This window comes from Pseudomonas germanica, from assembly GCF_019614655.1.
Lineage (GTDB): Bacteria > Pseudomonadota > Gammaproteobacteria > Pseudomonadales > Pseudomonadaceae > Aquipseudomonas > Aquipseudomonas neuropathica.
Window position 1 is genome coordinate 6,662,607 of the sequence record NZ_CP071586.1, and the last position, 20,227, is coordinate 6,682,833.

Annotated in this window: 20 protein-coding genes; 9 read left to right on the plus strand and 11 right to left on the minus strand. The window is 60.6% G+C overall.

Translation table 11 applies throughout. From position 1 onward, the window contains the following. Window positions 1-17: 17 nt before the first annotated feature. Entirely contained in the window at window positions 18-1,031 is a 1,014-nt protein-coding gene (gene hemB, locus J0G10_RS29655) for a porphobilinogen synthase (RefSeq protein WP_008084506.1), read from the minus strand. Between the two features lie 207 nt (window positions 1,032-1,238). Here hemB and J0G10_RS29660 point away from each other — a divergent pair, with 207 nt between their 5' ends. Continuing rightward, window positions 1,239-1,889, plus strand: coding sequence for a DedA family protein (locus tag J0G10_RS29660; RefSeq protein ID WP_095049373.1), 651 nt, complete (start codon window positions 1,239-1,241; stop codon window positions 1,887-1,889). A gap of 290 nt (window positions 1,890-2,179) precedes the next feature. Continuing rightward, the gene (elbB, locus tag J0G10_RS29665; protein ID WP_038359087.1) at window positions 2,180-2,848 is read left to right on the plus strand and encodes an isoprenoid biosynthesis glyoxalase ElbB; all 669 of its coding nucleotides are present in this window, start codon (window positions 2,180-2,182) and stop codon (window positions 2,846-2,848) included. A gap of 118 nt (window positions 2,849-2,966) precedes the next feature. Here elbB and J0G10_RS29670 read toward each other — a convergent pair whose 3' ends face one another. Together J0G10_RS29670 and J0G10_RS29675 are read right to left on the minus strand one after the other, a co-directional pair. Next, window positions 2,967-3,422, minus strand: a complete 456-nt coding sequence (locus tag J0G10_RS29670) for a YaiI/YqxD family protein (RefSeq protein WP_007911138.1) — start codon at window positions 3,420-3,422, stop codon at window positions 2,967-2,969. Window positions 3,423-3,543: 121 nt separating this feature from the next. Continuing rightward, window positions 3,544-5,439, minus strand: a complete 1,896-nt coding sequence (locus tag J0G10_RS29675) for an FTR1 family protein (protein WP_220557155.1) — start codon at window positions 5,437-5,439, stop codon at window positions 3,544-3,546. A gap of 189 nt (window positions 5,440-5,628) precedes the next feature. On the opposite strand from J0G10_RS29675, the gene J0G10_RS29680 reads away from it, so the two are divergent. The 5 genes from J0G10_RS29680 (at window position 5,629) to J0G10_RS29700 (ending at window position 10,392) form a co-directional block, all read left to right on the plus strand. Then, window positions 5,629-7,029, plus strand: coding sequence for a COG3014 family protein (locus tag J0G10_RS29680; RefSeq protein WP_220557156.1), 1,401 nt, complete (start codon window positions 5,629-5,631; stop codon window positions 7,027-7,029). Between the two features lie 207 nt (window positions 7,030-7,236). After that, window positions 7,237-8,631 carry a COG3014 family protein gene (locus J0G10_RS29685; protein WP_095049369.1) on the plus strand — a complete coding sequence of 465 codons (1,395 nt, stop codon included), beginning with the start codon at window positions 7,237-7,239 and terminating at the stop codon, window positions 8,629-8,631. 15 nt (window positions 8,632-8,646) lie between these two features. Then, window positions 8,647-9,021: a YcfL family protein gene (locus tag J0G10_RS29690; protein WP_007911131.1), complete on the plus strand. Its 375-nt coding sequence runs from the start codon at window positions 8,647-8,649 to the stop codon at window positions 9,019-9,021. Between the two features lie 36 nt (window positions 9,022-9,057). Further along, window positions 9,058-9,645, plus strand: coding sequence for a penicillin-binding protein activator LpoB (gene lpoB, locus J0G10_RS29695; protein ID WP_016772610.1), 588 nt, complete (start codon window positions 9,058-9,060; stop codon window positions 9,643-9,645). A 3-nt stretch (window positions 9,646-9,648) separates the two neighbouring features. After that, entirely contained in the window at window positions 9,649-10,392 is a 744-nt protein-coding gene (locus J0G10_RS29700) for a penicillin-binding protein activator LpoB (RefSeq protein WP_095125000.1), read from the plus strand. A 114-nt stretch (window positions 10,393-10,506) separates the two neighbouring features. On the opposite strand, the gene J0G10_RS29705 is transcribed toward J0G10_RS29700, so the two are convergent. The 3 genes from J0G10_RS29705 to J0G10_RS29715 all read right to left on the minus strand — a co-directional run bounded on the left by J0G10_RS29705 (window position 10,507) and on the right by J0G10_RS29715 (window position 13,797). Continuing rightward, entirely contained in the window at window positions 10,507-11,139 is a 633-nt protein-coding gene (locus tag J0G10_RS29705) for a LysE family transporter (protein WP_095049367.1), read from the minus strand. A 166-nt stretch (window positions 11,140-11,305) separates the two neighbouring features. Then, the gene (locus tag J0G10_RS29710; RefSeq protein WP_095049366.1) at window positions 11,306-11,887 is read right to left on the minus strand and encodes a mechanosensitive ion channel family protein; all 582 of its coding nucleotides are present in this window, start codon (window positions 11,885-11,887) and stop codon (window positions 11,306-11,308) included. Next, entirely contained in the window at window positions 11,887-13,797 is a 1,911-nt protein-coding gene (locus J0G10_RS29715) for an ATP-binding cassette domain-containing protein (RefSeq protein ID WP_095049365.1), read from the minus strand. Before J0G10_RS29715 ends, J0G10_RS29710 begins: the two co-directional genes overlap by 1 nt. A 50-nt stretch (window positions 13,798-13,847) precedes the next feature. On the opposite strand from J0G10_RS29715, the gene J0G10_RS29720 reads away from it, so the two are divergent. Further along, window positions 13,848-14,309, plus strand: a complete 462-nt coding sequence (locus tag J0G10_RS29720) for a TIGR02444 family protein (RefSeq protein ID WP_095125002.1) — start codon at window positions 13,848-13,850, stop codon at window positions 14,307-14,309. Here the strand turns inward: J0G10_RS29720 and J0G10_RS29725 are convergent. Beyond that, the gene (locus J0G10_RS29725; protein WP_095049363.1) at window positions 14,306-15,514 is read right to left on the minus strand and encodes an AlgP family protein; all 1,209 of its coding nucleotides are present in this window, start codon (window positions 15,512-15,514) and stop codon (window positions 14,306-14,308) included. The two genes, J0G10_RS29720 and J0G10_RS29725, sit on opposite strands and share 4 nt — an antisense overlap. Before the next feature lie 192 nt (window positions 15,515-15,706). On the opposite strand from J0G10_RS29725, the gene J0G10_RS29730 reads away from it, so the two are divergent. Then, a complete protein-coding gene (locus J0G10_RS29730; RefSeq protein WP_095049362.1) occupies window positions 15,707-16,372 on the plus strand; it encodes an FKBP-type peptidyl-prolyl cis-trans isomerase in 666 nt (221 codons plus the stop codon). Window positions 16,373-16,432: 60 nt separating this feature from the next. Here the strand turns inward: J0G10_RS29730 and rsd are convergent, their stop codons facing one another. The 4 genes from rsd to J0G10_RS29750 all read right to left on the minus strand — a co-directional run bounded on the left by rsd (window position 16,433) and on the right by J0G10_RS29750 (window position 20,222). Beyond that, complete coding sequence (rsd, locus tag J0G10_RS29735; RefSeq protein ID WP_095049361.1) at window positions 16,433-16,891, minus strand: sigma D regulator; 459 nt, start codon at window positions 16,889-16,891, stop codon at window positions 16,433-16,435. A 183-nt stretch (window positions 16,892-17,074) separates the two neighbouring features. Then, window positions 17,075-17,626 (minus strand): disulfide bond formation protein B, encoded by a 552-nt coding sequence (locus tag J0G10_RS29740; protein WP_095125006.1) that lies wholly within the window; start codon window positions 17,624-17,626, stop codon window positions 17,075-17,077. A 218-nt stretch (window positions 17,627-17,844) separates the two neighbouring features. Further along, entirely contained in the window at window positions 17,845-19,083 is a 1,239-nt protein-coding gene (locus tag J0G10_RS29745) for a heme biosynthesis protein HemY (protein WP_095049359.1), read from the minus strand. Beyond that, the gene (locus J0G10_RS29750; protein WP_095049358.1) at window positions 19,080-20,222 is read right to left on the minus strand and encodes a uroporphyrinogen-III C-methyltransferase; all 1,143 of its coding nucleotides are present in this window, start codon (window positions 20,220-20,222) and stop codon (window positions 19,080-19,082) included. Before J0G10_RS29750 ends, J0G10_RS29745 begins: the two co-directional genes overlap by 4 nt. Window positions 20,223-20,227: the final 5 nt, after the last annotated feature.

The following is a 20,227-nucleotide window of genomic DNA, read 5'->3' on the forward strand; positions in this document are numbered from 1 at the left end:
GAATGTTCCTGGGAGGGCTATTTCTGCTCTCGTAACAATTGAGCGGCGCGGACAGCAAAGTAAGTCAGGATGCCATCAGCGCCGGCACGTTTAAAGGCGGTCAGTGATTCGAGAATCACCGCCTCGCTCAACCAGCCATTCTGGATCGCCGCCATGTGCATGGCGTATTCGCCGCTAACCTGATAGACGAAGGTCGGCACTTTGAAGGCATCTTTTACCCGGAAAAGAATGTCCAGATACGGCATGCCGGGTTTGACCATGACCATGTCCGCGCCTTCAGACAAGTCGGCGCCGACTTCGTGCAGCGCTTCGTCGCTGTTGGCCGGGTCCATCTGATAAGAGGCCTTGTTGGCCTTGCCGAGGTTCGACGCCGAACCGACAGCATCGCGGAACGGGCCGTAATAGGCGCTGGCGTACTTGGCCGAATAAGCCATGATCCGCACGTTGACGTGGCCGGCGATTTCCAGCGCTTCGCGGATTGCCTGAATGCGACCGTCCATCATGTCCGACGGCGCCACCACCTGCGCGCCAGCTTCAGCATGGGACAACGCCTGACGGACCAGTGCGTCGACGGTGATGTCGTTCTGTACGTAGCCTTCTTCGTCGAGAATGCCGTCCTGGCCGTGGGTGGTGAATGGATCGAGCGCGACGTCGGTGATCACGCCCAGCTCAGGGAAACGCTCACGCAGAGCGCGGGTGGCGCGCTGAGCGATGCCTTCGGGATTCCAGGCCTCAGCGGCGTCGAGGGATTTCAGCTCGGGCGGAGTGACCGGGAACAGCGCCAGCGCCGGAATCCCCAGTTCCACCCACTTGGCCGCTTCTTCGAGCAGCAAATCGATCGTCAGCCGCTCTACCCCAGGCATCGAGGCCACGGCTTCGCGGCGGTTTTCACCGTCGAGCACGAACACCGGCAGGATCAGGTCATCGACTGTCAGCACATTTTCCCGCACCAGCCGACGCGAAAAATCATCACGACGGTTGCGACGCAGGCGAGTGGCAGGGAACAGACGATTGGCAGGGGTAAAGCTCACGGCGGACTCCTGAGCCCGCGCAAACGGGCGAGCGTGACAGTTATAGACGGCCATTATGACGAACAGATGACAGTTATGTGTGCCCCGTGACATGTAGCCGCATTCCATTGTCAGTGTAGGAATTGTTCACGTCGAGACACATTTGGACACTTTCATGAATGTGTCCGAAGGGTTAGGCTGCGCGTTCATTTCGCCAGCACCCAGACAATGCTCCAACAATTTCTGCATGACTTTGGCTACTTTGCCTTGTTCCTCGGCACGTTCTTCGAAGGCGAAACCATTCTGGTGCTCGCGGGCTTCCTCGCGTTTCGTGGATACATGGACATCAACCTGGTGGTGGTCGTGGCGTTCTTCGGCAGCTATGCCGGCGATCAGCTGTGGTACTTCCTCGGCCGCAAGCACGGGCGCAAATTACTCGCGCGCAAACCGCGCTGGCAGCTGATGGGCGACCGCGCGCTGGAGCACATTCGTAAGCATCCTGACATCTGGGTACTGAGTTTCCGTTTCGTTTACGGTCTGCGCACAGTGATGCCGGTGGCGATCGGTCTGTCGGGGTATCCGCCGGGACGTTATCTGCTGCTCAACGGCATCGGTGCGGCGATCTGGGCGACCGCACTGGCTGCCGCCGCTTACCACTTCGGTGCGGTACTGGAAGGCATGCTCGGCAGCATCAAGAAGTACGAGTTGTGGGTACTCGGGGCGCTGCTGATTCTTGGCGTTGGCCTGTGGCTGCGCCGCCGCTTCAAGAATGCGCGGCTGGCCAAACAGGTTTACGCCGACGAGCAAGCCGCGAAAGCTGCACTGCTGAATCAAGCCGAAGAACCCAAGCCTGCCGCACCGAAGACGCCAGCCGAATAACTCGCTGGCGACTTGCTACAGCCCGCCGGCACTGAGCGGGCTGGCCGACCCTTTCAGTCAGACGGATCACTTTTATCCTCGCTACTCTGGGGCATTCAAGTTCGCCAGCGGCGTTGTCACGCCAAAAATCTCCCGCTCGTTACGCCGCAGGCAACCCCAAATAATGAACACCCCGCCGTCGTTGCGATCCATGTAGAAAGCGCTCCATGCAGGTGCAGCCGCCACTTGGGCCTATGGCAACGCGCGACAATTTAGTGGACATTTAGCGCCATGAATCTGGAGAGAAACCCATGAGCAAAAAAGTTGCAGTGATCCTGTCCGGCAGTGGCGTGTACGACGGCGCCGAGATCCATGAAAGCGTCATCACCCTGCTGCGCCTCGACCAACGCGGTGCGCAGGTGCAGTGCTTCGCCCCGAACATCGCGCAATTGCACGTGATCAATCACCTGACCGGCGAAGAAATGCCCGAGTCGCGCAACGTTCTGGTGGAATCGGCGCGCATTGCCCGCGGCAACATCAAGGACATCCGCGAAGCCGACGTCGATGACTTCGATGCGCTGATCGTGCCGGGTGGGTTTGGTGCGGCGAAGAACCTGTCGAACTTTGCTGTTGAAGGCGCTGGCTGCAGCGTGCAGCCGGAAGTACTGGCGCTGGCCGAGGCATTTGCCGAAGCGGGCAAACCGGTCGGTCTGATGTGCATCTCGCCGGCACTGGCGGCGAAGATCTACGGCCCGGGCGTAACCTGCACCATCGGCAACGACGCCGACACCGCCACGGCGATGAACAAGATGGGCGCCACCCACGAAGACTGTGCGGTGACGGAAATCATCGAAGACAAGGCGCGCAAACTGGTGACGACCCCGGCTTACATGCTGGCACAGAACATCAGTGAGGCGGCTTCGGGGATCAACAAACTGGTCGACCGCGTGCTCGAACTGACCCACGAAAACGACGCCTGATACGGTCTACTGTAGGAGTGAGCCTGCTCGCGATGTCGGTGTATCAGGCAACATATCTGTTGAATGACCGGCCGCTATCGCGAGCAGGCTCACTCCTACAAGGGGATTTGTGCAAGGCTTAAGGTTTGCGGGTCAGGCGCGTGAGAATGCGATCCAGCGCATTGGCAAACGCCTGCTTCTCACGATCGCCAAACGGCGCCGGTCCGCCGCTCATCTGGCCTTGTTCGCGCAGATCAGTGAACAGGTTGCGCACGGCCAGGCGCTCGCCCATGTTCTGCGCATCGAACTCCTTGCCGCGCGGATCCAGCGCCGCGACGCCCTTCTTCACCAAACGATCGGCCAGCGGGATATCGCTGCAAATCACCAGCTCACCGGGCACTGCGTGTTCGACCAGATAATCGTCTGCCGCATCCGGACCGCTCGGCACCACGATCAGTTTGACGATGGCCAGTCCCGGCTTGATCTGCGGCTGCCCGGCCACCAGCACTACTTCGAACTGGCGCTTGAGGGCGAATTTCACCACCAGATCCTTCGCTGCCCTTGGGCAGGCGTCGGCATCGATCCATACACGCATTTTTCTAATCTCCAAAAACAATTCGCGAGCAAGTCGAATCGTCGCACCGTCACCCCCACAGGTTACGCGTAAAGCCTGTGAGAGCGAGCCTGCTCGCGAATGTGAGCGCAGCGAATGCTTTTCAGGCGACTACCCGCCGCTTTTCCGCCATCCAACTACGCCCATACAACACAGCAATCGCCAGAATCGCCACCGCCTGCGCCGTCAACGAATACGCATCGGCATGAATCCCCAGCCAATCGAATTCAAAGAACGCCACCGGCCGCGTGCCGAAGATCCCGGCTTCCTGCAACGCCTTCACGCCATGCCCGGCAAACACCACCGACAACGCGCAGAGCAGCGCCGCGTTGATGCTGAAGAACAGCGTCAGAGGCAGCTTCGCCGAACCGCGCAGAATCACCCACGCCAGACCGACCAGCAGCACCAGCGCCGTGGCGCCACCCGCGAGCACCGCGTCATGCCCGGCCGGGCCGGCTTGAAGCCACAGGGTTTCGTAAAACAGGATCACTTCGAACAACTCGCGGTACACCGAGAAGAACGCGAGGATCGCGAAGCCGAAACGCCCGCCACCGCCGACCAGGCTGCTCTTGATGTAATCCTGCCAGGCCGCTGCGTGGCGACGGTCATGCATCCACACGCCGAGCCACAAGACCATGACACTGGCGAACAGCGCCGTCGCACCTTCGAGCAGTTCACGCTGCGAACCGCTGACGTCGATCACATACGCCGCCAGCGCCCAGGTGCCGAGGCCGGCCAGCAACGCCAAGCCCCAACCGACGTTGACGCTGCGCACCGCCGATTGCTGGCCGGTATTGCGCAGGAAAGCGAGGATAGCTGCCAGCACCAGAATCGCTTCCAGACCTTCACGCAGCAGAATCAGCAAACCGGAGATGTAGCTCAGCGACCAGCTCAAGCCGTCACTGCCGAGCAACCCGGCGGACTCTTTAAGCTTGGCTTTGGCGGCGTCCAGGCGCTGCTCGGCCTGCTCGACCGACAAACCGTCCTGCAACGATTGCCGATACGCCATCAGTGATTTTTCGGTGTCCTTGCGCACATTGGCGTCAACATTATCCAGCGAGCTTTCGACCAGCTCAAAGCCTTCCAGATACGCCGCCACCGACAGGTCGTAAGCCTGATCGTGTTCACCGGCGCGATAGGCGGCAAGGCTCTTGTCCAGCGTTGCGGCGGTGTAGTCGAGCAACTGCGCCGGGCCACGCTTGACCTGCGGCGGCTGCGCGCGTTGTGCACGGAACGTCGCTGCAGCTTGCGGACCATCGGCGGCCTGCACTTCGGCCGGTGTCTGGCGCGCCAGATCGGCGAAGTTGTAGGTTTTCTCGGCTTTGGCCGCCGCCGGATCAGCGCTGAACCCGGCGATGTAGGTCGCCAGATCCCAACGCTGCCGATCATCGAGCTGATCGGCAAACGCCGGCATGTCGGTGCCTTCGACGCCTTGGCCGAGGGTGTTGTAGATCGCGTACAGACTCAGGTGATCCAGCCGCGCCGCATCACGCAGATTGGCCGGTGCCGGGGTCATGCCGAGGCCCGCCGGACCGTCACCGGCGCCACTGTCGCCGTGGCACACCGAGCAATTCTGCGCATAGAGCGGCGCACCCCGGGTGGGATCGGGGGTGATGATCGGCGCTTGGCTGACCTCATACGCCACCGCCAGTTGCGCGCCCAGTTGCCGTGCCTGCCGGGCCACTTCGGCGCCATCCTGCCTGGCAGTGATTGCCGCGTGCAAAGCGCTGACACCCTGCTCCAGCGCAACCTTTTCAGGCTTGGCCGGCATGCCGGCGATCAAGCCTTGCAGCGCCCGCGTGAACTCCAGTTGCTCGCGGTATTCGGAATCATCGACAACCTTGCCCGCCGCTACCGTCGGCGGGTAGTCGGCGCTGATGTAATCGAGCAGGTGCAGCGCTTGCGGCGCGCCTTCCACGGTATCGGCCAGCAGATTAAAGCTGCTCAGGGCAAACAACGGGAACACCAGCCAAGCCAGAAAACGGGACGAGGCAGTCATGAATGAGTCTCAAATGGAAATGCGAAGTTACATATTGTTCACTTCGAACGCGTTTCCCTCAAGCTTTGTCGACGTAACGCCACACAAGACACGAGCCATCGGCCTGCAAAAACGCCACATCACTTAGCCACTATTGCACCCTATATTGCGCGACCTGTCGCATTTCCCGCTCAAGGATGAACCGCTTTCATGCGCCACCGCTTGCACTTGCCCCTGTTGATCGCCGCCGTTGTGCAACTGAGCGGCTGCGGTGCATATCGCAACTACGATCTGGAACTGCAACAGACCACCGACCCGTTAAAGGCCGGCAACATCAACAGCGCCCTGGCCGTGATCGAAGCGAACAATCCGGCTGCGGAAAAAGACCTGCTCTACTATTTCGAAAAGGGCGCCGTACTGAGTGCGGGCGGCGAGTTTGCGCAGAGCCAGACAACCTGGCGCAGCGCCGAGCAGATGATCATCGAGCGCCAGGACACGATCCAGACCACCGGCGACAAGTTGCTCGCTGCCATGGGCGATCACTGGGGCAGCATCATCAATGACAAGCTGCGCCGTTACGATGGCTACGACTACGAAAAAGTCATGCTGACCACGCAAATGGCCCTCAACCAACTGGCCATGAATGATTTTGACGGCGCCCGTGCCGACATCAAGAAAACCCACGAGCGCGAAGCGCTTATAGCCCGACAGCGGGAGCTGGAATACGAGCGTGACGAAGAAGCAGCCAAGGCCCAGGGCGCGCGCGTGCATTACAAGGACCTGCAAGGTTACCCCGTGGTGATGCTCGAATCGCCTGCGGTGATTGCGCTGAAAAACGGCTACCAAAGTGCATTCAGTCACTATCTCGCCGGCTTCACCTACGAAGCACTGGGCGAGAAAGATCTGGCAGCGCCCGGCTATCGTCAGGCAATTGAACTGCGTCCGGACATGGCGTTTTTCCAACAGGCACTGCGCGACCTCGACAGCCCTGGTCTGAAGGCAGATGAAAGCGATGTGCTGATCATCGTACAAAGCGGCCTGGCGCCGGCCCGCAGCTCCGTGCGTGTGCCCTACCCGGTGAAGCTCGCGGACGGTCAGGTCATCGTCGCCAATATCTCGTTCCCCATAATGGTGCCCGACACCTCGACGCCTTCATTCAACCAACTGAGCATCGATGGTCGTCAAAAAAAGCTGATTGCGGTCAACAGCATTGCCGACATGTCCTTGCGCACCCTGCGTGACGACATGCCGGGCATTATTCAGCGCACAACCTATCGGGCATTTCTGGCAGCCGATGTTCAGGCCAGGGACAATCGACGCGATCCGAGCAAAGCCTCCTACGTCACCCACTGGGATGCTTTCGAGCATGCCGACACGCGCACTTGGCGCACCTTGCCCAACCTCACCCAAGTCGTGCGCCTGCGCCTGAAAAAAGGTGAGCACCTGATCAGCCTGCCCAACGCTCCCGGCGCTACGCCCATGAAAATCCGCATCGACCAGAGCCGCCAGGTCATCGGCCTGCGGGCTTTGGGTGAGCGAGTGTTTGCCAATGGCAGCGCATTCCAGCCCAGCGGAGCGCCGACCGGCAGTGCGGTATCCGACCTGAAATAAGTAATGGCACCAAACTAACAAGTGCAATTAAAAAGATATTACATAGCCACCACCGCCCGCCTATAATGCCGCGCCCTCGCTATCGCGAAACGGCATTAAAGCTCCTCAGGTTATGAGGAATTGGCAGGAGGCCAGCGCCACTGTCGATGGGTCACACCAGCCCGACCAGCATTCGCGGCTGTATTACTCCAGGGAAGAAGTACCCCCATGGCATTCCGCGCTCCCACTCTGATTGCGCTCAGCGCCGTCACTCTGCTGTCCGGCTGTTCGGCGTTTCGCAACTACGACTCCGAACTCGCCCAGACCAATCAGCAACTGGCCACCGGCAATGTTGACGCCGCGCTGACTCTGCTGGAAAAGAACAACACCGGCCCGGACAAAGACCTGCTCTATTACTTCGAGAAAGGTGAATTGCTGCGCGCCAAGGGCGACCTGTCCGGCAGCCAGAACGCCTGGACCAGCGCTGATCAGGTGGTGGGCAAGTGGGAAGATTCGGTCAAGCTCGACACCGACAAATATCTGGCCCAGTTCGGCAGTTTCCTGGTCAACGACAAGGTGCGTCGCTACGAAGGCTACGACTACGAAAAAGTCATGCTGACCACCCAGATGGCCCTGAACCTGCTGGCGGTCAATGACTTCGACGGCGCGCGTACCGCGATCAAGAAGACTCACGAGCGCGAAGCGGTGATCGCCGAGCTGCGTGACAAGGAATACCTCAAGAGCGAAGAAGAGGCCGAGAAAGAAGGCATTAAAACGCAGTACAAAGACTTGCAGGGTTATCCGGTCGCCAGCCTCGACGCACCGGAAGTGGTCGGTCTGAAGAACAGCTACCAGAGTGCTTTCAGCCATTACCTGTCCGGGTTCGTCTATGAAGCCTTGGGCGAAAAAGGCCTGGCTGCACCGGGCTACCGCAAGGCTGCCGAATTGCGTCCGAACACGCCGCTGCTGGAACAGGCGCTGGTCAACCTCGACAAGCCGGGCAAATCCGACGACAGCGACATTCTCATCGTCGTCCAGAGTGGTCTGGCGCCAGCCCGCGACTCGATCCGCGTGCCGCTGCCATTGCCGATCTCAAACAATGTGGTGATTACGCCGCTGTCGTTCCCGATCATCAAGCCAGACACCTCCACCGCGCCGTTCGCGCAGATCGGTGTCGATGGCCAGCAGGTCGATCTGACCGCCCTCAACAGCACCACCGCGATGTCCCGCCGCGCCCTGCGTGACGACATGCCGGGGATCATCCTGCGCACCACCGTGCGGGCAATCACCAAGGGTGTTGCGCAGAAGCAGATCAACGAAACCAACCCGCTGGCAGGTCTCGCCGTCGGTATCTCTTCAGCTGTGCTCGAAGGTGCCGATACCCGTACGTGGCGCACCCTGCCGGACAACACCCAAGTGGTGCGTCTGCGTCTGAAAAAGGGTGAGCATCAGGTTACCCTGCCAAGCGCCGTGGGCGGTTCGGTGGTCAAGGTCACCGTCGATCAGCGTTATCAAGTGATCACTCTGCGCGCCGTGGGCAACCAGGTGTTCGCCGGTGGCCTCGCCGCCCACGTCATCCCGAGCGCCAGCGCGACCAACGTCGCCAGCCTCAAACAACCTTAAGAACGGAGTCTTTGCATGCGCTTCAAACTCATCGCCGTCGCCGCCCTCGCCTTGCTGGCGAGCGGCTGCGCCACCCCGCCACCGCCAGAGCCGGGCAGCGCCGCGAGCAAAGTCGTGGCCATGGGTCCACAGAAACACATTGTCGTCGGCGCCATGCGCGTGGCCCGCGAAAACGGCTTCATGACGGTCAACGTGCAGTTGAGCAACACCCTCAACAGCAACAAGATTTTCTACTACCGCTTCGCCTGGCTCGGCGCGGAAGGCTTCCCGATTGCCGAAGAAGAAGTGTGGAAAAGCCAAATGATGTACGGCGCCCAGACCAGCTTCATCCAAGGCATCGCCCCGACCCCGAAAGCCGTGGACTTCCGTCTGGAAATCAAGACGCCGTAAGCCTGTCACCCTATTCCTGTTTTAGAGAGCATTCCCATGTTTGCACGCTTTTCCTGCATCGCTGTTATCGCCCTACTGGCCTCCGGTTGCGCCAACACCTCGCCGACCCTGGGCAGCAAGAACATCAGCTACGGCGACACCAAAGCGGTTGAAACCGTGACCAACGAATTCGGTTCGACCGACCTGCAAATGATCGCCGAGTCGATGACCCGCTCGCTGGCCCAGTCCGGCATTCTGCAGGGCCGTCCGGTGGTTCAGGTCTACGACGTGAAGAACAAGACCAGCGAATACATCGACACCCGCGAAATCACCACCAGCATCAAGACGCAGCTGATGAAAACCGGCGTGGCCCGCTTCGCCAGCGACAACAACGCCATGCAGAGCCAGGTTGACCAGCTCAAGCTGCAAAACCAGAGCGGCCTGTACAAGAAGAGCACCGTGGCCAAGACTGGCAACATGGTTGCCGCCAAGTACCGCATCGAAGGCTCGATCAGCTCGATCGTCAAGCGCAGCAGCGATTACAAGGACGTCTTCTACAAATTCAGCCTGCAACTGATCGACGTTGAAAGCGGTCTGGCCGAGTGGATGGACGAAAAAGAGATCCGCAAAACCACGGAGCGTTAATTGATGCGCGCATGGATTGGCATGATGGCCCTGGCTTGCGCGTTCAGCGTGCAGGCGGCCCCGAAAGTCGCGGTGACGGATCTGGCCTATCAGGAGCGTGTGGAGCAATACATCCACATCGTTTCGGCCCAGAGCAATCATCGCGAGGGTTACTACAGCTCCAGCGGCTCTTCGAGCTATAACGAGATCGAAGCGAGCACCAGCTACATCGAGCAAGGCGAGTTGCGCAAATTCACCGGCGACATCAAGGGTGAAATTTTGCGCACCGGCATGTTCCAGCTAGTGCAAGGCACGCCGTACACCGCGTCGTCCAAGGGTGACGTCTACGACGTGATCAAGCGCATCAAGGCCGGCAACTTCAAGGGCGCCGACTATGTGCTGTTTGGTACGGTGTCGGACATCGACTTCACTCAGGACATCAACGAACTGGCGCACACCGACAGCTATTCGGCGGTACTGGGCCTGACGCTGGTGGCGGATTTCAGCCTGATCAACACCAAGACCTTCGAAATCACCTCGGCCTTCACGGCGATGGGCGAAGCGCAGGACACCAAACTGGTGAACCACCGCGACATCAAGATCTCGCTGAACCGCCCACGGGTGGTGCGTGACGTGTCGAAGGCGCTGGGTGAGGACGTGGCCGGGCAACTGAGCATGCAGCTCGGTGGCGGCGGTTACGAGCAGCCGCGCGAAGCACCACAGCGCAACAATCTGCCGCGTGATACTGCGCCGGTGATTTTGCGCTGATGACTGGCGCCTGATCGTCCCCGTGCTCGACGTGGGAATGCATCCCGGGACGCTCTGCGTCCCAGCCACAAAAAAGGCGACCCGCAAAGGTCGCCTTTTTTGTGCTCGCGAGGTTTACGCCGCCGCTTTACGCAACGTCGCCATAAACGCCGCCGCACCGATGAACAGTCCGGCAAACGTGCGGTTCATACGCTTCTGCTGCTGCGGGGTGCGTAGCAAACGCAGCACCTTCGACGCCAGACCGGTGTAGCCCGCCATGACAATCAGGTCGACGAAGATCATCGTTACACCGATTACTACATACTGAATCAGCAACGGCGCATGCGGGTTGATGAACTGCGGCAGCACCGCGAGCATGAACACCAAAGCCTTGGGGTTGCTGATGTTCACCAGAAAGCCGCGGAACACCAGCGCCAGCGGCTTGCCGATCGGTCGTACCGCCGCGTCGTCGCTCATGTCCATGGGCAGCGCGCGCCATTGCTTGATGGCCAGATAAACAAGATAAGCCACACCGAACCACTTGATCGCGTGGAAGGCGGTGGCCGAGGCGGTCAGGATCGCGCCAACACCGGCGCCGACGATCGCGATTTGCACCGCCAGGCCAATCTGCAGGCCGAGGGCGTTCCAGTAACCGCGCCAGAAACCGTATTGCAGACCGCTGGACATCGACGCAATGGCGCCAGCACCCGGGGACAGACTGATCACCCAGCAGGCGGCAAAAAATGCCAGCCATGTTTGAAGCTCCATCGCACACCTCGCATCTGAATCGTGACAGACGCTCAAGCTAATGCGGATTGGGCCTAAAAGCAAAAGATCGCAGCCTCCGGCAGCTCCTACTTTGGAATGCGATCCCTGTAGGAGCTGCCGAAGGCTCGGGCCGCGATCGGACGATCTTTTGATCTTGCTGTAAGACTTACTTCTCAAACCCGCTGGAAGGAAACACATCAGTCCCGCGCCAACGTCGCACCGAGCGCTGGAAAAACAAGCTGTTCGGCACCTGCACCATCGCGCTGCCAGTCCCCAACTCTTCCGCCTCGATCAACGTGGTGTAAAGCAGATTGATCGCCACCACCCGGCCTTTGACACCAGGCTTGTCCGTGGTGTCCACCAGCTCAACGATATCGCCCAGCCGGAACGGCCCAACCGTGAAGATCAGAATCGCGCAGAGCAGATTCGACAGCACACTCCACATCGCGAAGAACGCCACCGCCGCCACGGCGACGAACCCTGACAGCGCCGTCCACAGCACCGTGGCCGAGACACCGAGGCGTTCCAGAACAAAGATCAGCGCACTGCCCATGATCAGCCAGCGCAACACGCCGCGCAGTGGCATCAGCAACTGCGGCGGGAATGGATAGCGCTCACCCAGGCGGGTCAGGGCTTTGGCGACGAAGCGCTGGGTGAGATAACCGGCCAGCAGGATCAGCAGAATCTGCACCGCGAACCAGATCGGCTCGACCCACTCCGCCGGCAGCGGCAGCTTGAACGCTTCCATCAGGACAGCGCCTCCAGCTCCGCCTGCATGCTTTCCAGCACCTCTAGGGCTTCCATCCACGCTTCTTCCAGCTCGCCTTCGCGAACCTTCAATTTGGCCTGCTCAGCGAGCAGATCACGCAGTTCGTTCTTACGCGCCGGCTCGTAAATGTCGCTGTCGCCAAGGCTGGCGTCGACCTTGGCCAGTTTCTCGTGAAGCTTGCCCAGCTCGGCTTCAAGCTTGTCGGCTTCACGCTTGTGCGGGGCCAGTTGCTGACGCAACGCAGCAGCAGCCTGACGCTGGGCCTTTTTGTCGGTCTTGTCCGGATTCACCGGGGTGGTGCTGACCGGCGCGTTGCGCTGGCGGTATTCCACCAGCCAGCGCGCGTAGTCTTCGAGGTCGCCATCGAACTCTTCGACTTTGCCATCAGCGACCAGGTAGAAGTTGTCGGTGGTGCTCTTGAGCAAGTGACGATCGTGAGACACCACCAGCACCGCGCCGCTGAATTCCTGCAGCGCCATGGTCAGCGCCAGGCGCATTTCCAGGTCGAGGTGGTTGGTCGGTTCGTCGAGCAGCAACAGGTTCGGGCGTTCCCAGGCGATCAACGCCAGGGCCAGACGCGCTTTTTCACCACCGGAGAAATTCAGTACCGGCTCATCAATGCGCGCGCCACGGAAGTCGAAACCGCCGAGGAAGTCACGCAGAGTCTGCTCGCGCTCGGTCGGCGCCAGACGCTGCAAGTGCAACAACGGGCTGGCCTTGGAATCCAGCGAATCGAGCTGATGCTGGGCGAAGTAGCCAACCACGGTGTTTTCGCCACGGGTCAGGCGCCCGGCGATCGGTGACAGCTCGCCGGCGAGGTTTTTGATCAGCGTCGACTTACCTGCGCCGTTCGGGCCGAGCAGGCCGATCCGCGCGCCCGGGGTCAGTTGCAGCTTGACCTTCTCCAGGATGGTTTTGTCGCCATAGCCCAGACGCGCATCCGACAGGTCGATCAGCGGGCTGGAGATCTTGGTCGACTCGCGGAAGACGAAGTCGAATGGCGAATCGACGTGGGCCGCCGATAGCTCTTCCATCCGCTCCAGGGCTTTGATCCGGCTCTGCGCCTGACGGGCCTTGGTCGCTTGCGCCTTGAAGCGGGCGATGTAGCTTTCCATGTGCGCACGTTGCGCCTGCTGCTTCTCGTAGGCCTGTTGCTGCTGCGCCAGACGCTCGGCACGGGCGCGTTCGAACGCGGTATAGCCGCCGCGATACAGGGTGATTTTGCGCTGATCGACGTGGGCCACGTGATCGACGACTTCATCGAGGAAATCACGGTCGTGGGAGATCAGCAGCAAGGTGCCCGGGTAGCTTTTCAGCCACTCTTCGAGCCAGATGATCGCGTCGAGGTCCAAGTGGTTGGTCGGTTCGTCGAGCAACAACAGGTCGGACGGGCACATCAATGCCTGCGCCAGATTCAGACGCATCCGCCAGCCACCGGAGAAATCTCCTACCTGGCGATCCATCTGCTCGTTGGTGAAGCCGAGACCGGCGAGCAATTTGCGCGCCCGCGCGTCGGCGGTGTAGCCGTCGGCGCTGTCGAGTTCCGAGTGCAGGCGGGCCTGAGCGGCACCGTCGTGCGCCGCTTCGGCGGCGGCGAGGTCACGTTGCACCTCGCGTAGACGTAAATCGCCATCGAGCACATAGTCGACGGCAAGACGCTCAAGGGTCTCGATCTCCTGGCGCATGTGGGCGATGCGCCAGTCAGCCGGCAGGAAGCAATCACCCGAGTCGGGGTGCAGTTCGCCCCGAATCAAGGCGAACAGGCTCGATTTGCCGGCGCCGTTGGCACCGATGAGGCCGGCTTTGTGGCCGGCGTGCAGGGTCAGCTCGGCGTCTTCTAGCAGACGTTGCGGGCCACGCTGTAAAGTCAGGTTCTGAAGTCGGATCATAATGGCGGCGGAGTCTACCAGCTTCGCTCACAACTGGCGCGAGTAGCACGATGTCCTCTGACCTGTGGAGCTTTTCCCTTGCCACCTACGCCCGCCCGGGCGTGGAAGATGCCTGCCTGCGACTGCAAACGGCGGGCGCCAATGTGTGCCTGCTGCTGTGCGGTTTATGGCTCGAACAACGCGGGGTGATCTGTGATGAACAACGTGTAAGCCAGCTTCAGACGCTGACCGAGCCTTGGGATACCGAGGTGGTACAGCCGCTGCGCTCCCTGCGGATGCTATGGAAAGTACGGGCCGTTGATGATGCGGTGCTGAAAGGCATGCGCGAGCAGATCAAATCACTGGAGCTTGAGGCTGAGCGAGCGTTGCTGTCACGGCTTGAAGGGGTGGCGCAGGAATGGGCGCTAAACGATGCAGGCTCGAAGACCTGGCTTGAAGGATTGGCCGGCATGGCGGCCAGCCCGAACCGCGACGCGCTGCAAGTGCTGCGCGTCGCGGCAACCGGCACTTAGGAAGCGCTGGTCGGGTTGTTGCTGACGCTCGACGCAGCGGCTGGCGATGGCGCAGTCGAAGGAGTCGAGGTGGCGGCGGCTGGAGCAGCGGCGGCTGGCGTGGCCGGAGTGGCTGGCACGGCAGGCTTGGCAGCTGGAGTGGTAGCCGGTTTGGCGGCAGCTGGTTTGGCAGCGGCAGGCTTTTTCACGGCTGGTTTGGCGGCAGGTTTGGCAGTTGGTTTGGCGGCCGGTTTTGCAGCAGCAGGCTTGGCAGCAGTGGTCGCTGGTTTAGCAGCGGCGGCCGGTTTCGCGGCTGGCTTGGCGGCGGCTTTCACTGCTGGTTTTGCAGCCGGCTTGGCGGCAGGTTTTGCGGCGGCTTTTACAGCGGGTTTAGCGGCAGCCGGTTTTGCGGCTGGCTTGGCAGCGGCGGTTTTGGCAGCAGGTTTTGCGGCTGGTTTCGCCACAGCTTTCGCCGCAGGTTTAGCGGCCGGTTTGGCAGCTGCAGCTTTCGCCGGAGCAGCTTTGCTCGCGGCTGGTTTTGCAGCCGGTTTGGCGGCGGCCGTTCTAGCGGCTGGCTTGGCAACAGCTGGTTTTGCAGCAGTGGTTTTAGCCGCCGGTTTGGCAGCGCTCGTCGCAGCCGGTTTTTTCGCCGCAGGTTTTGCCGCGGTTTTGGCAGCTGGCTTGGTCGCCGCTTTCACCGGTGCCTTGGCAGCAGGTTTGGCCGCCGTTTTTGCCGCAGGTTTAACCGCTGCGGTTTTCGCTGCAGGCTTGGCTGCAGCCGGTTTGGCAGCCGCTTTCTTCGCCGGTGCCGCTGCCGGTTTGGCGGCGCGGGTGGACAGTACTTTGCCCACGGCTTCTTGAACGCGACCCACACCCTGGGCCAGTTTCAGGCTTTCCTGTGCATCGCGCTTGAGTTGCAGAATGTAGCTGCGAGTGTCGGACTGACGATCCTTCAAGGCATCGAGCAGGTCTTCCAGTTCTTTCACTGCGGCCTTGGCTTTGTTCTGTGCCTTGGCTTTACCGGCAGTGGCTGCGTCCTGCAATTTGGTGCGGGATTTGTGCAGTTTTTCTTGCGCCTTGCCGCGTTGCTTTTCCAGTTTGGCGAGCAGTTTTTCAGCATCAGCCAAGGCTTGGGAGCAAGCGTTTTCCAGATGCTCGAGCAGGCTGCCCGAGAGTTGTTGGAGTAAGTGCAACGGAGTATTTACAGGCTTCTTGGTGGCCGACATGGTTTACCTCCTGGCTGACGTGAGTGCGGCTCATACTAGACCTCTGCAGTTACCGCCGCTAGGGCATCTTGACAGTATCGATTGCGTTGCGTTGCACCGAATCGAAAATGTTCTGCGCGAAGTCAAAAGCAGTTCACCGTTGCAGACGTTCGCGCTGGCATAATCCACCGCATCTCAGGACGGAGTGTGCCCATGTCGCGCTACTTTTTTTTATCCCTCTGCATGGTTTTTTCGGCCGTTCACGCTGACGAAAAAAACACCGCGAACGATGCTCACGATCTGGCCTACAGCCTCGGTGCCAGCCTCGGTGAACGACTGCGTCAGGAAGTCCCGCAACTGCAGATTCAGGCGCTGGTCGATGGCTTGCAGCAAGCCTACCAAGGCAAGCCGCTGGCGCTGAGCGAAGCACGCATCGAGCAGATTCTGGCTGATCATGAAGCGCAAAACGCCGAGCACTCTGCACAGCCTTCAAGTGATGCGGCGATGGAAAACGAGCAACGCTTTCTCATCGCTGAAAAAGCCAAACCGGGTGTTAAGGAACTGGCTGACGGCATCCTGCTCACCGAGCTGACACCGGGCACTGGCGGCAAGGCTGGCCCCGATGGAAAAGTGCAGGTGCTGTATGTCGGACGGCTGCCGGATGGCACCGTGTTCGATCAGAACACTCAGCCACAATGGTTCAACCTCGACAGCGTGATTGCCGGCTGGCGCACCGCGTTGCAGAACATGCCGGTAGGCGCGAAATGGCGCCTGGTGATTCCATCGGATCAGGCCTATGGCGCTGACGGTGCCGGTGACCTGATTGCGCCGTTCACACCGCTGGTGTTTGAAGTGGAATTGCGTGGAGCGACGAGTTGATCGGGCAATAAAAAACGGTGCGCTTTCGGGCGCACCGTTTTTTTTGATCAGGGTTCGGGATCAGGCCTGAACCGGATCTTCTTCCTTGTGTGCTGTGTGCAGCACTTCAATCAGGCAGTCTTCAAGTTCGAAGCGTTCGTGGAGCAGGCCACCTAGCTCTTTGAACTTCTCTGCAACGCATTTGCCTTCATCGCACAGGTCGTTGAAGGCTAGAAGCTTCTCGGTGATGACATCGATGCGCGGATAGATCGTCTCGGCGAGTTCGAGGCCGCGCTTGTCGTTGAACGCCTTGGCTTCGCCAGTCAGCTGTTCGTAGATTTCGAAGTGCCCGGCCGACACGTAATCGACCAACACGCCGCAGAACTCCTGCAAGGGCTTGCGGCTCTCAGACAGCGAATCAGGCTCTGCGCCGAGCTTGTCGTAGGCACCGATCAGCTCTTCACGCTCTTGCAACCAGCGGTCGATCAGCAGATGAACCCCACCCCAACGTTCCTGAGCATTCTGACAACTTTCGAGCATGGCGATCTCTCTTCCCTTGTGGGTCATGCTGCTCTACACCCGCGCCCCTCTTTTGATTCTGGCTTGGGGGTCGGCCGGGCAGAGCGTCATCGAGCAACATAAATCCAATGACACGTGCGGGCCAGATTATGCCCGCACGCCTATGGCTTCAAGGTACGCAGGAGATAAAGTTCATACAAGTGTTTAATCCCGCAACAGCACCGGGTGCGACGCTTGGCCGCTGAGCGGGCGTTGCAGAGCACTCCATACCAGCCGCAACAATTGATACACCGCCAGAATCGATACCGCGACAAAGAACAGCAGGCTCCACTCCGGGACACTCAGGTCGAACAGCGTCCAGGATATTTCCGCACAATCGGTACCGCCGCTAAACATTGTTTGCAGGGCACAGATCCATGGCAGACCACTGAACAAGGCCTCGGGAGCAGGCGAGCAATTGAGCAGGTGCAGCATCGGATCGCTCTGTATCAGTACCTGCCGCCAGGCCGCCGTGGTCCCACCCAGGCTGGCGCCCAGGGTCAACAGCCAGTAGAACCACAAACCGACACGTTTGGGACCGTGCACCGCCGCCAGACCACTGACTACGCACAGCAGCGTAAGGAACAGGCGCTGCACCAGACACAGGCTGCACGGCGTCAGGCCGACTGCATATTCAAGATAATAGGAAGCTCCCAGAGCAAAGGCCCCCGCAGTGAAAGCCATGAAGAACAAGGAGCGTGAGCAGGCCAACGACATGGCTTTTCCGTAACAGTAGAGACAGACGGTTACGGTAGAGGAAAGCGTGTCAGCCTTTCAAGGCAAGGCCCTGCCGACAGTTCACCAGAGGTGTAGGGAAAACCCGACAGGATCGAGAGGAATTGGTGTAGACCGCTGTAGGAATTTGCCTCAAGCGCTCAACGAAGTGGAAAATTCAGCCACAAAAGGTAAGCGAGGGAGCGAACTCCCTCGCCACTTCAGACATGGGCCGGAACCGGCAACGGCGCGGCCAGCAGGCGCTCGTCCAGCAGACCAAGGCCTTCCTGGAACAACTGATTGCTGCGCTCGGTATCGCCCAACTGGGCGAGCAGGCGCGCCAGCTCCGCACAGGCCTCGGGATTGCGCTGCACACGCAGACTGCTTTCCAGGTAATCCCGTGCCTTGCCCCACAGACTGGTTTGCAGACACAGTCGGCCGAGGGTCAACAGCAGGCTTGGATCGTTCGGATGCTCCTTCAGCCAGCCTTCGGCGGTTTGCAACTGGCGGGCCGGATCGCTGCCGCGCACCAGCCCGTAGAGACGGGCCAGATGGCTGTCGTACTTGCGTTTGAGGGCAGTGCGCAGCACTTCTTCCGCTTCGACCTGGGCGCCCAACTGCCGCAACTGTTCGGCGTACGCCAACACCAGCGGCGGCTCCTGCCGTTGCGCCGAAGTGAGCTGCTCCCAGGCGCGCGTGAGCGACTGCAAACCCACGCTGCCATCCTCTTCCCGTTGCGCAGCCAGCGAGAGGTTTTCACCCCAGGCGCGGCGCTCGAGTTCAGCCAGTTCGGCGCGCGGCAGGACTTTGTCCTTGCGCAATTCCGGCAGCAAACGAATCACCGCCGACCATTCGCCGCGCTGCTGATACAAGCGCTGCAACTGACGCAACGTCTGCGCATTGTGTGGATGGCGATCGTGCATCGCTTGCAGCGTCACCAAGGCACCGTCGGTGTCGCCACGGTCAGTCTGCAACTGCGCATGACTCAAAGCGATGGCCAGCTCCGCCTGGGGCTGACGCTCAAGCGCCCGCTCCAGCAAACGATCGCACTCTTCGTAAAGACCTTGCTCGTTGGCTGCGCGAGCAGCACCGAGGTAGTACAGCAATGGCTGGCGCTCGGCTTCAGCCGCTCGAGACAGGTGACGCTGAGCGCTGGCCCAGCGACCTTCGGCCAGATCCAGTTGACCGTGCTCGATCGCCACCTGCACGCGCCGACTGCGGTTGCGGCGCGACCATGGGTTGACTACGCCACTGGAGGCCATGACCAATTCGACCAGTGCCTTGATCCCCCAGATCAGCAGCCACAACACCGCGATGACCGCCAGCGTCGCCCACAGGCTGGACTCGTAGCGGAAGCTTTTGTAGGCCACCAGCACGTAACCGGAATGCTCGGCAATCGCCAGACCCAGCGCCGCTGTCGCAGCGATCACCAGAAACACGATCACATACAGGCGTTTCATGGCGTGATCTCCTGCGCGGTGTTGGCGGCAGGCTTGGCGAAGGGTTTCACCGACTCTTCGGCGTTAACGTTGCGCCGCTCAAGGTAGGCTTGCACCGCACTCAGCGTGCCGGCCAGATCAGGCGTCGTGACCGTGACCGGTTCCTTGCTCAACTCACCGACCTGTTCGAGCATCACTTTGCTTTGCGGATTGTCCGGGTTGAAATTGCCCTTGAGCACATCGCGCGCTTCGGCCAGCGCCTGGGTATAGACCGGCGCCTGACCGTTGAGGGCTGCCCACTGCGCCTGCTCAAGCGCAAGGCTCAGGGCCAGACGCACCTGACTCAGGCTCTGCCCGGCCAGCAGCGGCCGCACATTCTTGTCGGCATTGAAATCGATACGGATATAGCGCGAGACCTGATCCCACCACTGCGCCCAACGACTGGCGCCGTCACCGTCAGCAGTCAGGCCCAGCAGCGATTCGCCACGATCCTTGTACTCCGGCGCAAGCTCGGTGAGGTCGATGACTTGATCACGCAGCGCACCGAGGCGCAGGAACAGACCGGTGCGATCCGGTTGCGAAGTACTGCGCAGCGCCACCAGGGTTTTCGCCACTTGCTCGCGGGCGGCGAAAGAGCCTGGATCGTTTTGCTCACGGAGGATTTCGTCAGCGCCTTGGACCAGCGCCTGAGCGCTGCTGATGTCCTGCAACGCCGAAAGACGCAGACTGGCTAGACGCAGCAAATGCTCAGCCTCAGCCAGACGCCAATCCTTGCGGCTGGCGCCAAGAACGGTTTCCAGACGCTGATTTAGGCGCTGTTGATCACCTTGAAGCTGGGTCACCAGACGCTGGCGCTCGGCAAGTTCGTCAGCACCCGGCAGTTGCGCGAGGCGCTCGGTCAGACGCTGTTCATTGAGCTTCAGGCTCTGCGCCTGATCGTTCAATGCCTGCACTTCACCGGACTGCTGTTGAGTGTTGGTCTGCAGGTGACGAACCTGCCAGACACCCCAGCCGCCGATCGCGACACCGGCGGCGCCGAGCAACAAGGCGACGATGGCCAATCCATTGCCTCGGCGCGGCTCTGTGGCCGGCGGTGGAGTTTCAACCTGGGGTTCAATCACAGGCTGGACGTCATCTTTTGGCAAGGCTGTTTCGCTCACGTATC

What these genes read in the sequence shown, in the direction of transcription:
- J0G10_RS29660 (WP_095049373.1), top strand. Translation starts at nt 1,239, where the DNA reads ATGCTCCAACAATTTCTGCATGACTTTGGCTACTTTGCCTTGTTCCTC.
- elbB (WP_038359087.1), top strand. Translation starts at nt 2,180, where the DNA reads ATGAGCAAAAAAGTTGCAGTGATCCTGTCCGGCAGTGGCGTGTACGAC.
- J0G10_RS29670 (WP_007911138.1), bottom strand. Translation starts at nt 3,422, where the DNA reads ATGCGTGTATGGATCGATGCCGACGCCTGCCCAAGGGCAGCGAAGGAT.
- J0G10_RS29675 (WP_220557155.1), bottom strand. Translation starts at nt 5,439, where the DNA reads ATGACTGCCTCGTCCCGTTTTCTGGCTTGGCTGGTGTTCCCGTTGTTT.
- J0G10_RS29680 (WP_220557156.1), top strand. Translation starts at nt 5,629, where the DNA reads ATGCGCCACCGCTTGCACTTGCCCCTGTTGATCGCCGCCGTTGTGCAA.
- J0G10_RS29685 (WP_095049369.1), top strand. Translation starts at nt 7,237, where the DNA reads ATGGCATTCCGCGCTCCCACTCTGATTGCGCTCAGCGCCGTCACTCTG.
- J0G10_RS29690 (WP_007911131.1), top strand. Translation starts at nt 8,647, where the DNA reads ATGCGCTTCAAACTCATCGCCGTCGCCGCCCTCGCCTTGCTGGCGAGC.
- lpoB (WP_016772610.1), top strand. Translation starts at nt 9,058, where the DNA reads ATGTTTGCACGCTTTTCCTGCATCGCTGTTATCGCCCTACTGGCCTCC.
- J0G10_RS29700 (WP_095125000.1), top strand. Translation starts at nt 9,649, where the DNA reads ATGCGCGCATGGATTGGCATGATGGCCCTGGCTTGCGCGTTCAGCGTG.
- J0G10_RS29705 (WP_095049367.1), bottom strand. Translation starts at nt 11,139, where the DNA reads ATGGAGCTTCAAACATGGCTGGCATTTTTTGCCGCCTGCTGGGTGATC.
- J0G10_RS29710 (WP_095049366.1), bottom strand. Translation starts at nt 11,887, where the DNA reads ATGGAAGCGTTCAAGCTGCCGCTGCCGGCGGAGTGGGTCGAGCCGATC.
- J0G10_RS29715 (WP_095049365.1), bottom strand. Translation starts at nt 13,797, where the DNA reads ATGATCCGACTTCAGAACCTGACTTTACAGCGTGGCCCGCAACGTCTG.
- J0G10_RS29720 (WP_095125002.1), top strand. Translation starts at nt 13,848, where the DNA reads ATGTCCTCTGACCTGTGGAGCTTTTCCCTTGCCACCTACGCCCGCCCG.
- J0G10_RS29725 (WP_095049363.1), bottom strand. Translation starts at nt 15,514, where the DNA reads ATGTCGGCCACCAAGAAGCCTGTAAATACTCCGTTGCACTTACTCCAA.
- J0G10_RS29730 (WP_095049362.1), top strand. Translation starts at nt 15,707, where the DNA reads ATGTCGCGCTACTTTTTTTTATCCCTCTGCATGGTTTTTTCGGCCGTT.
- rsd (WP_095049361.1), bottom strand. Translation starts at nt 16,891, where the DNA reads ATGCTCGAAAGTTGTCAGAATGCTCAGGAACGTTGGGGTGGGGTTCAT.
- J0G10_RS29740 (WP_095125006.1), bottom strand. Translation starts at nt 17,626, where the DNA reads ATGTCGTTGGCCTGCTCACGCTCCTTGTTCTTCATGGCTTTCACTGCG.
- J0G10_RS29745 (WP_095049359.1), bottom strand. Translation starts at nt 19,083, where the DNA reads ATGAAACGCCTGTATGTGATCGTGTTTCTGGTGATCGCTGCGACAGCG.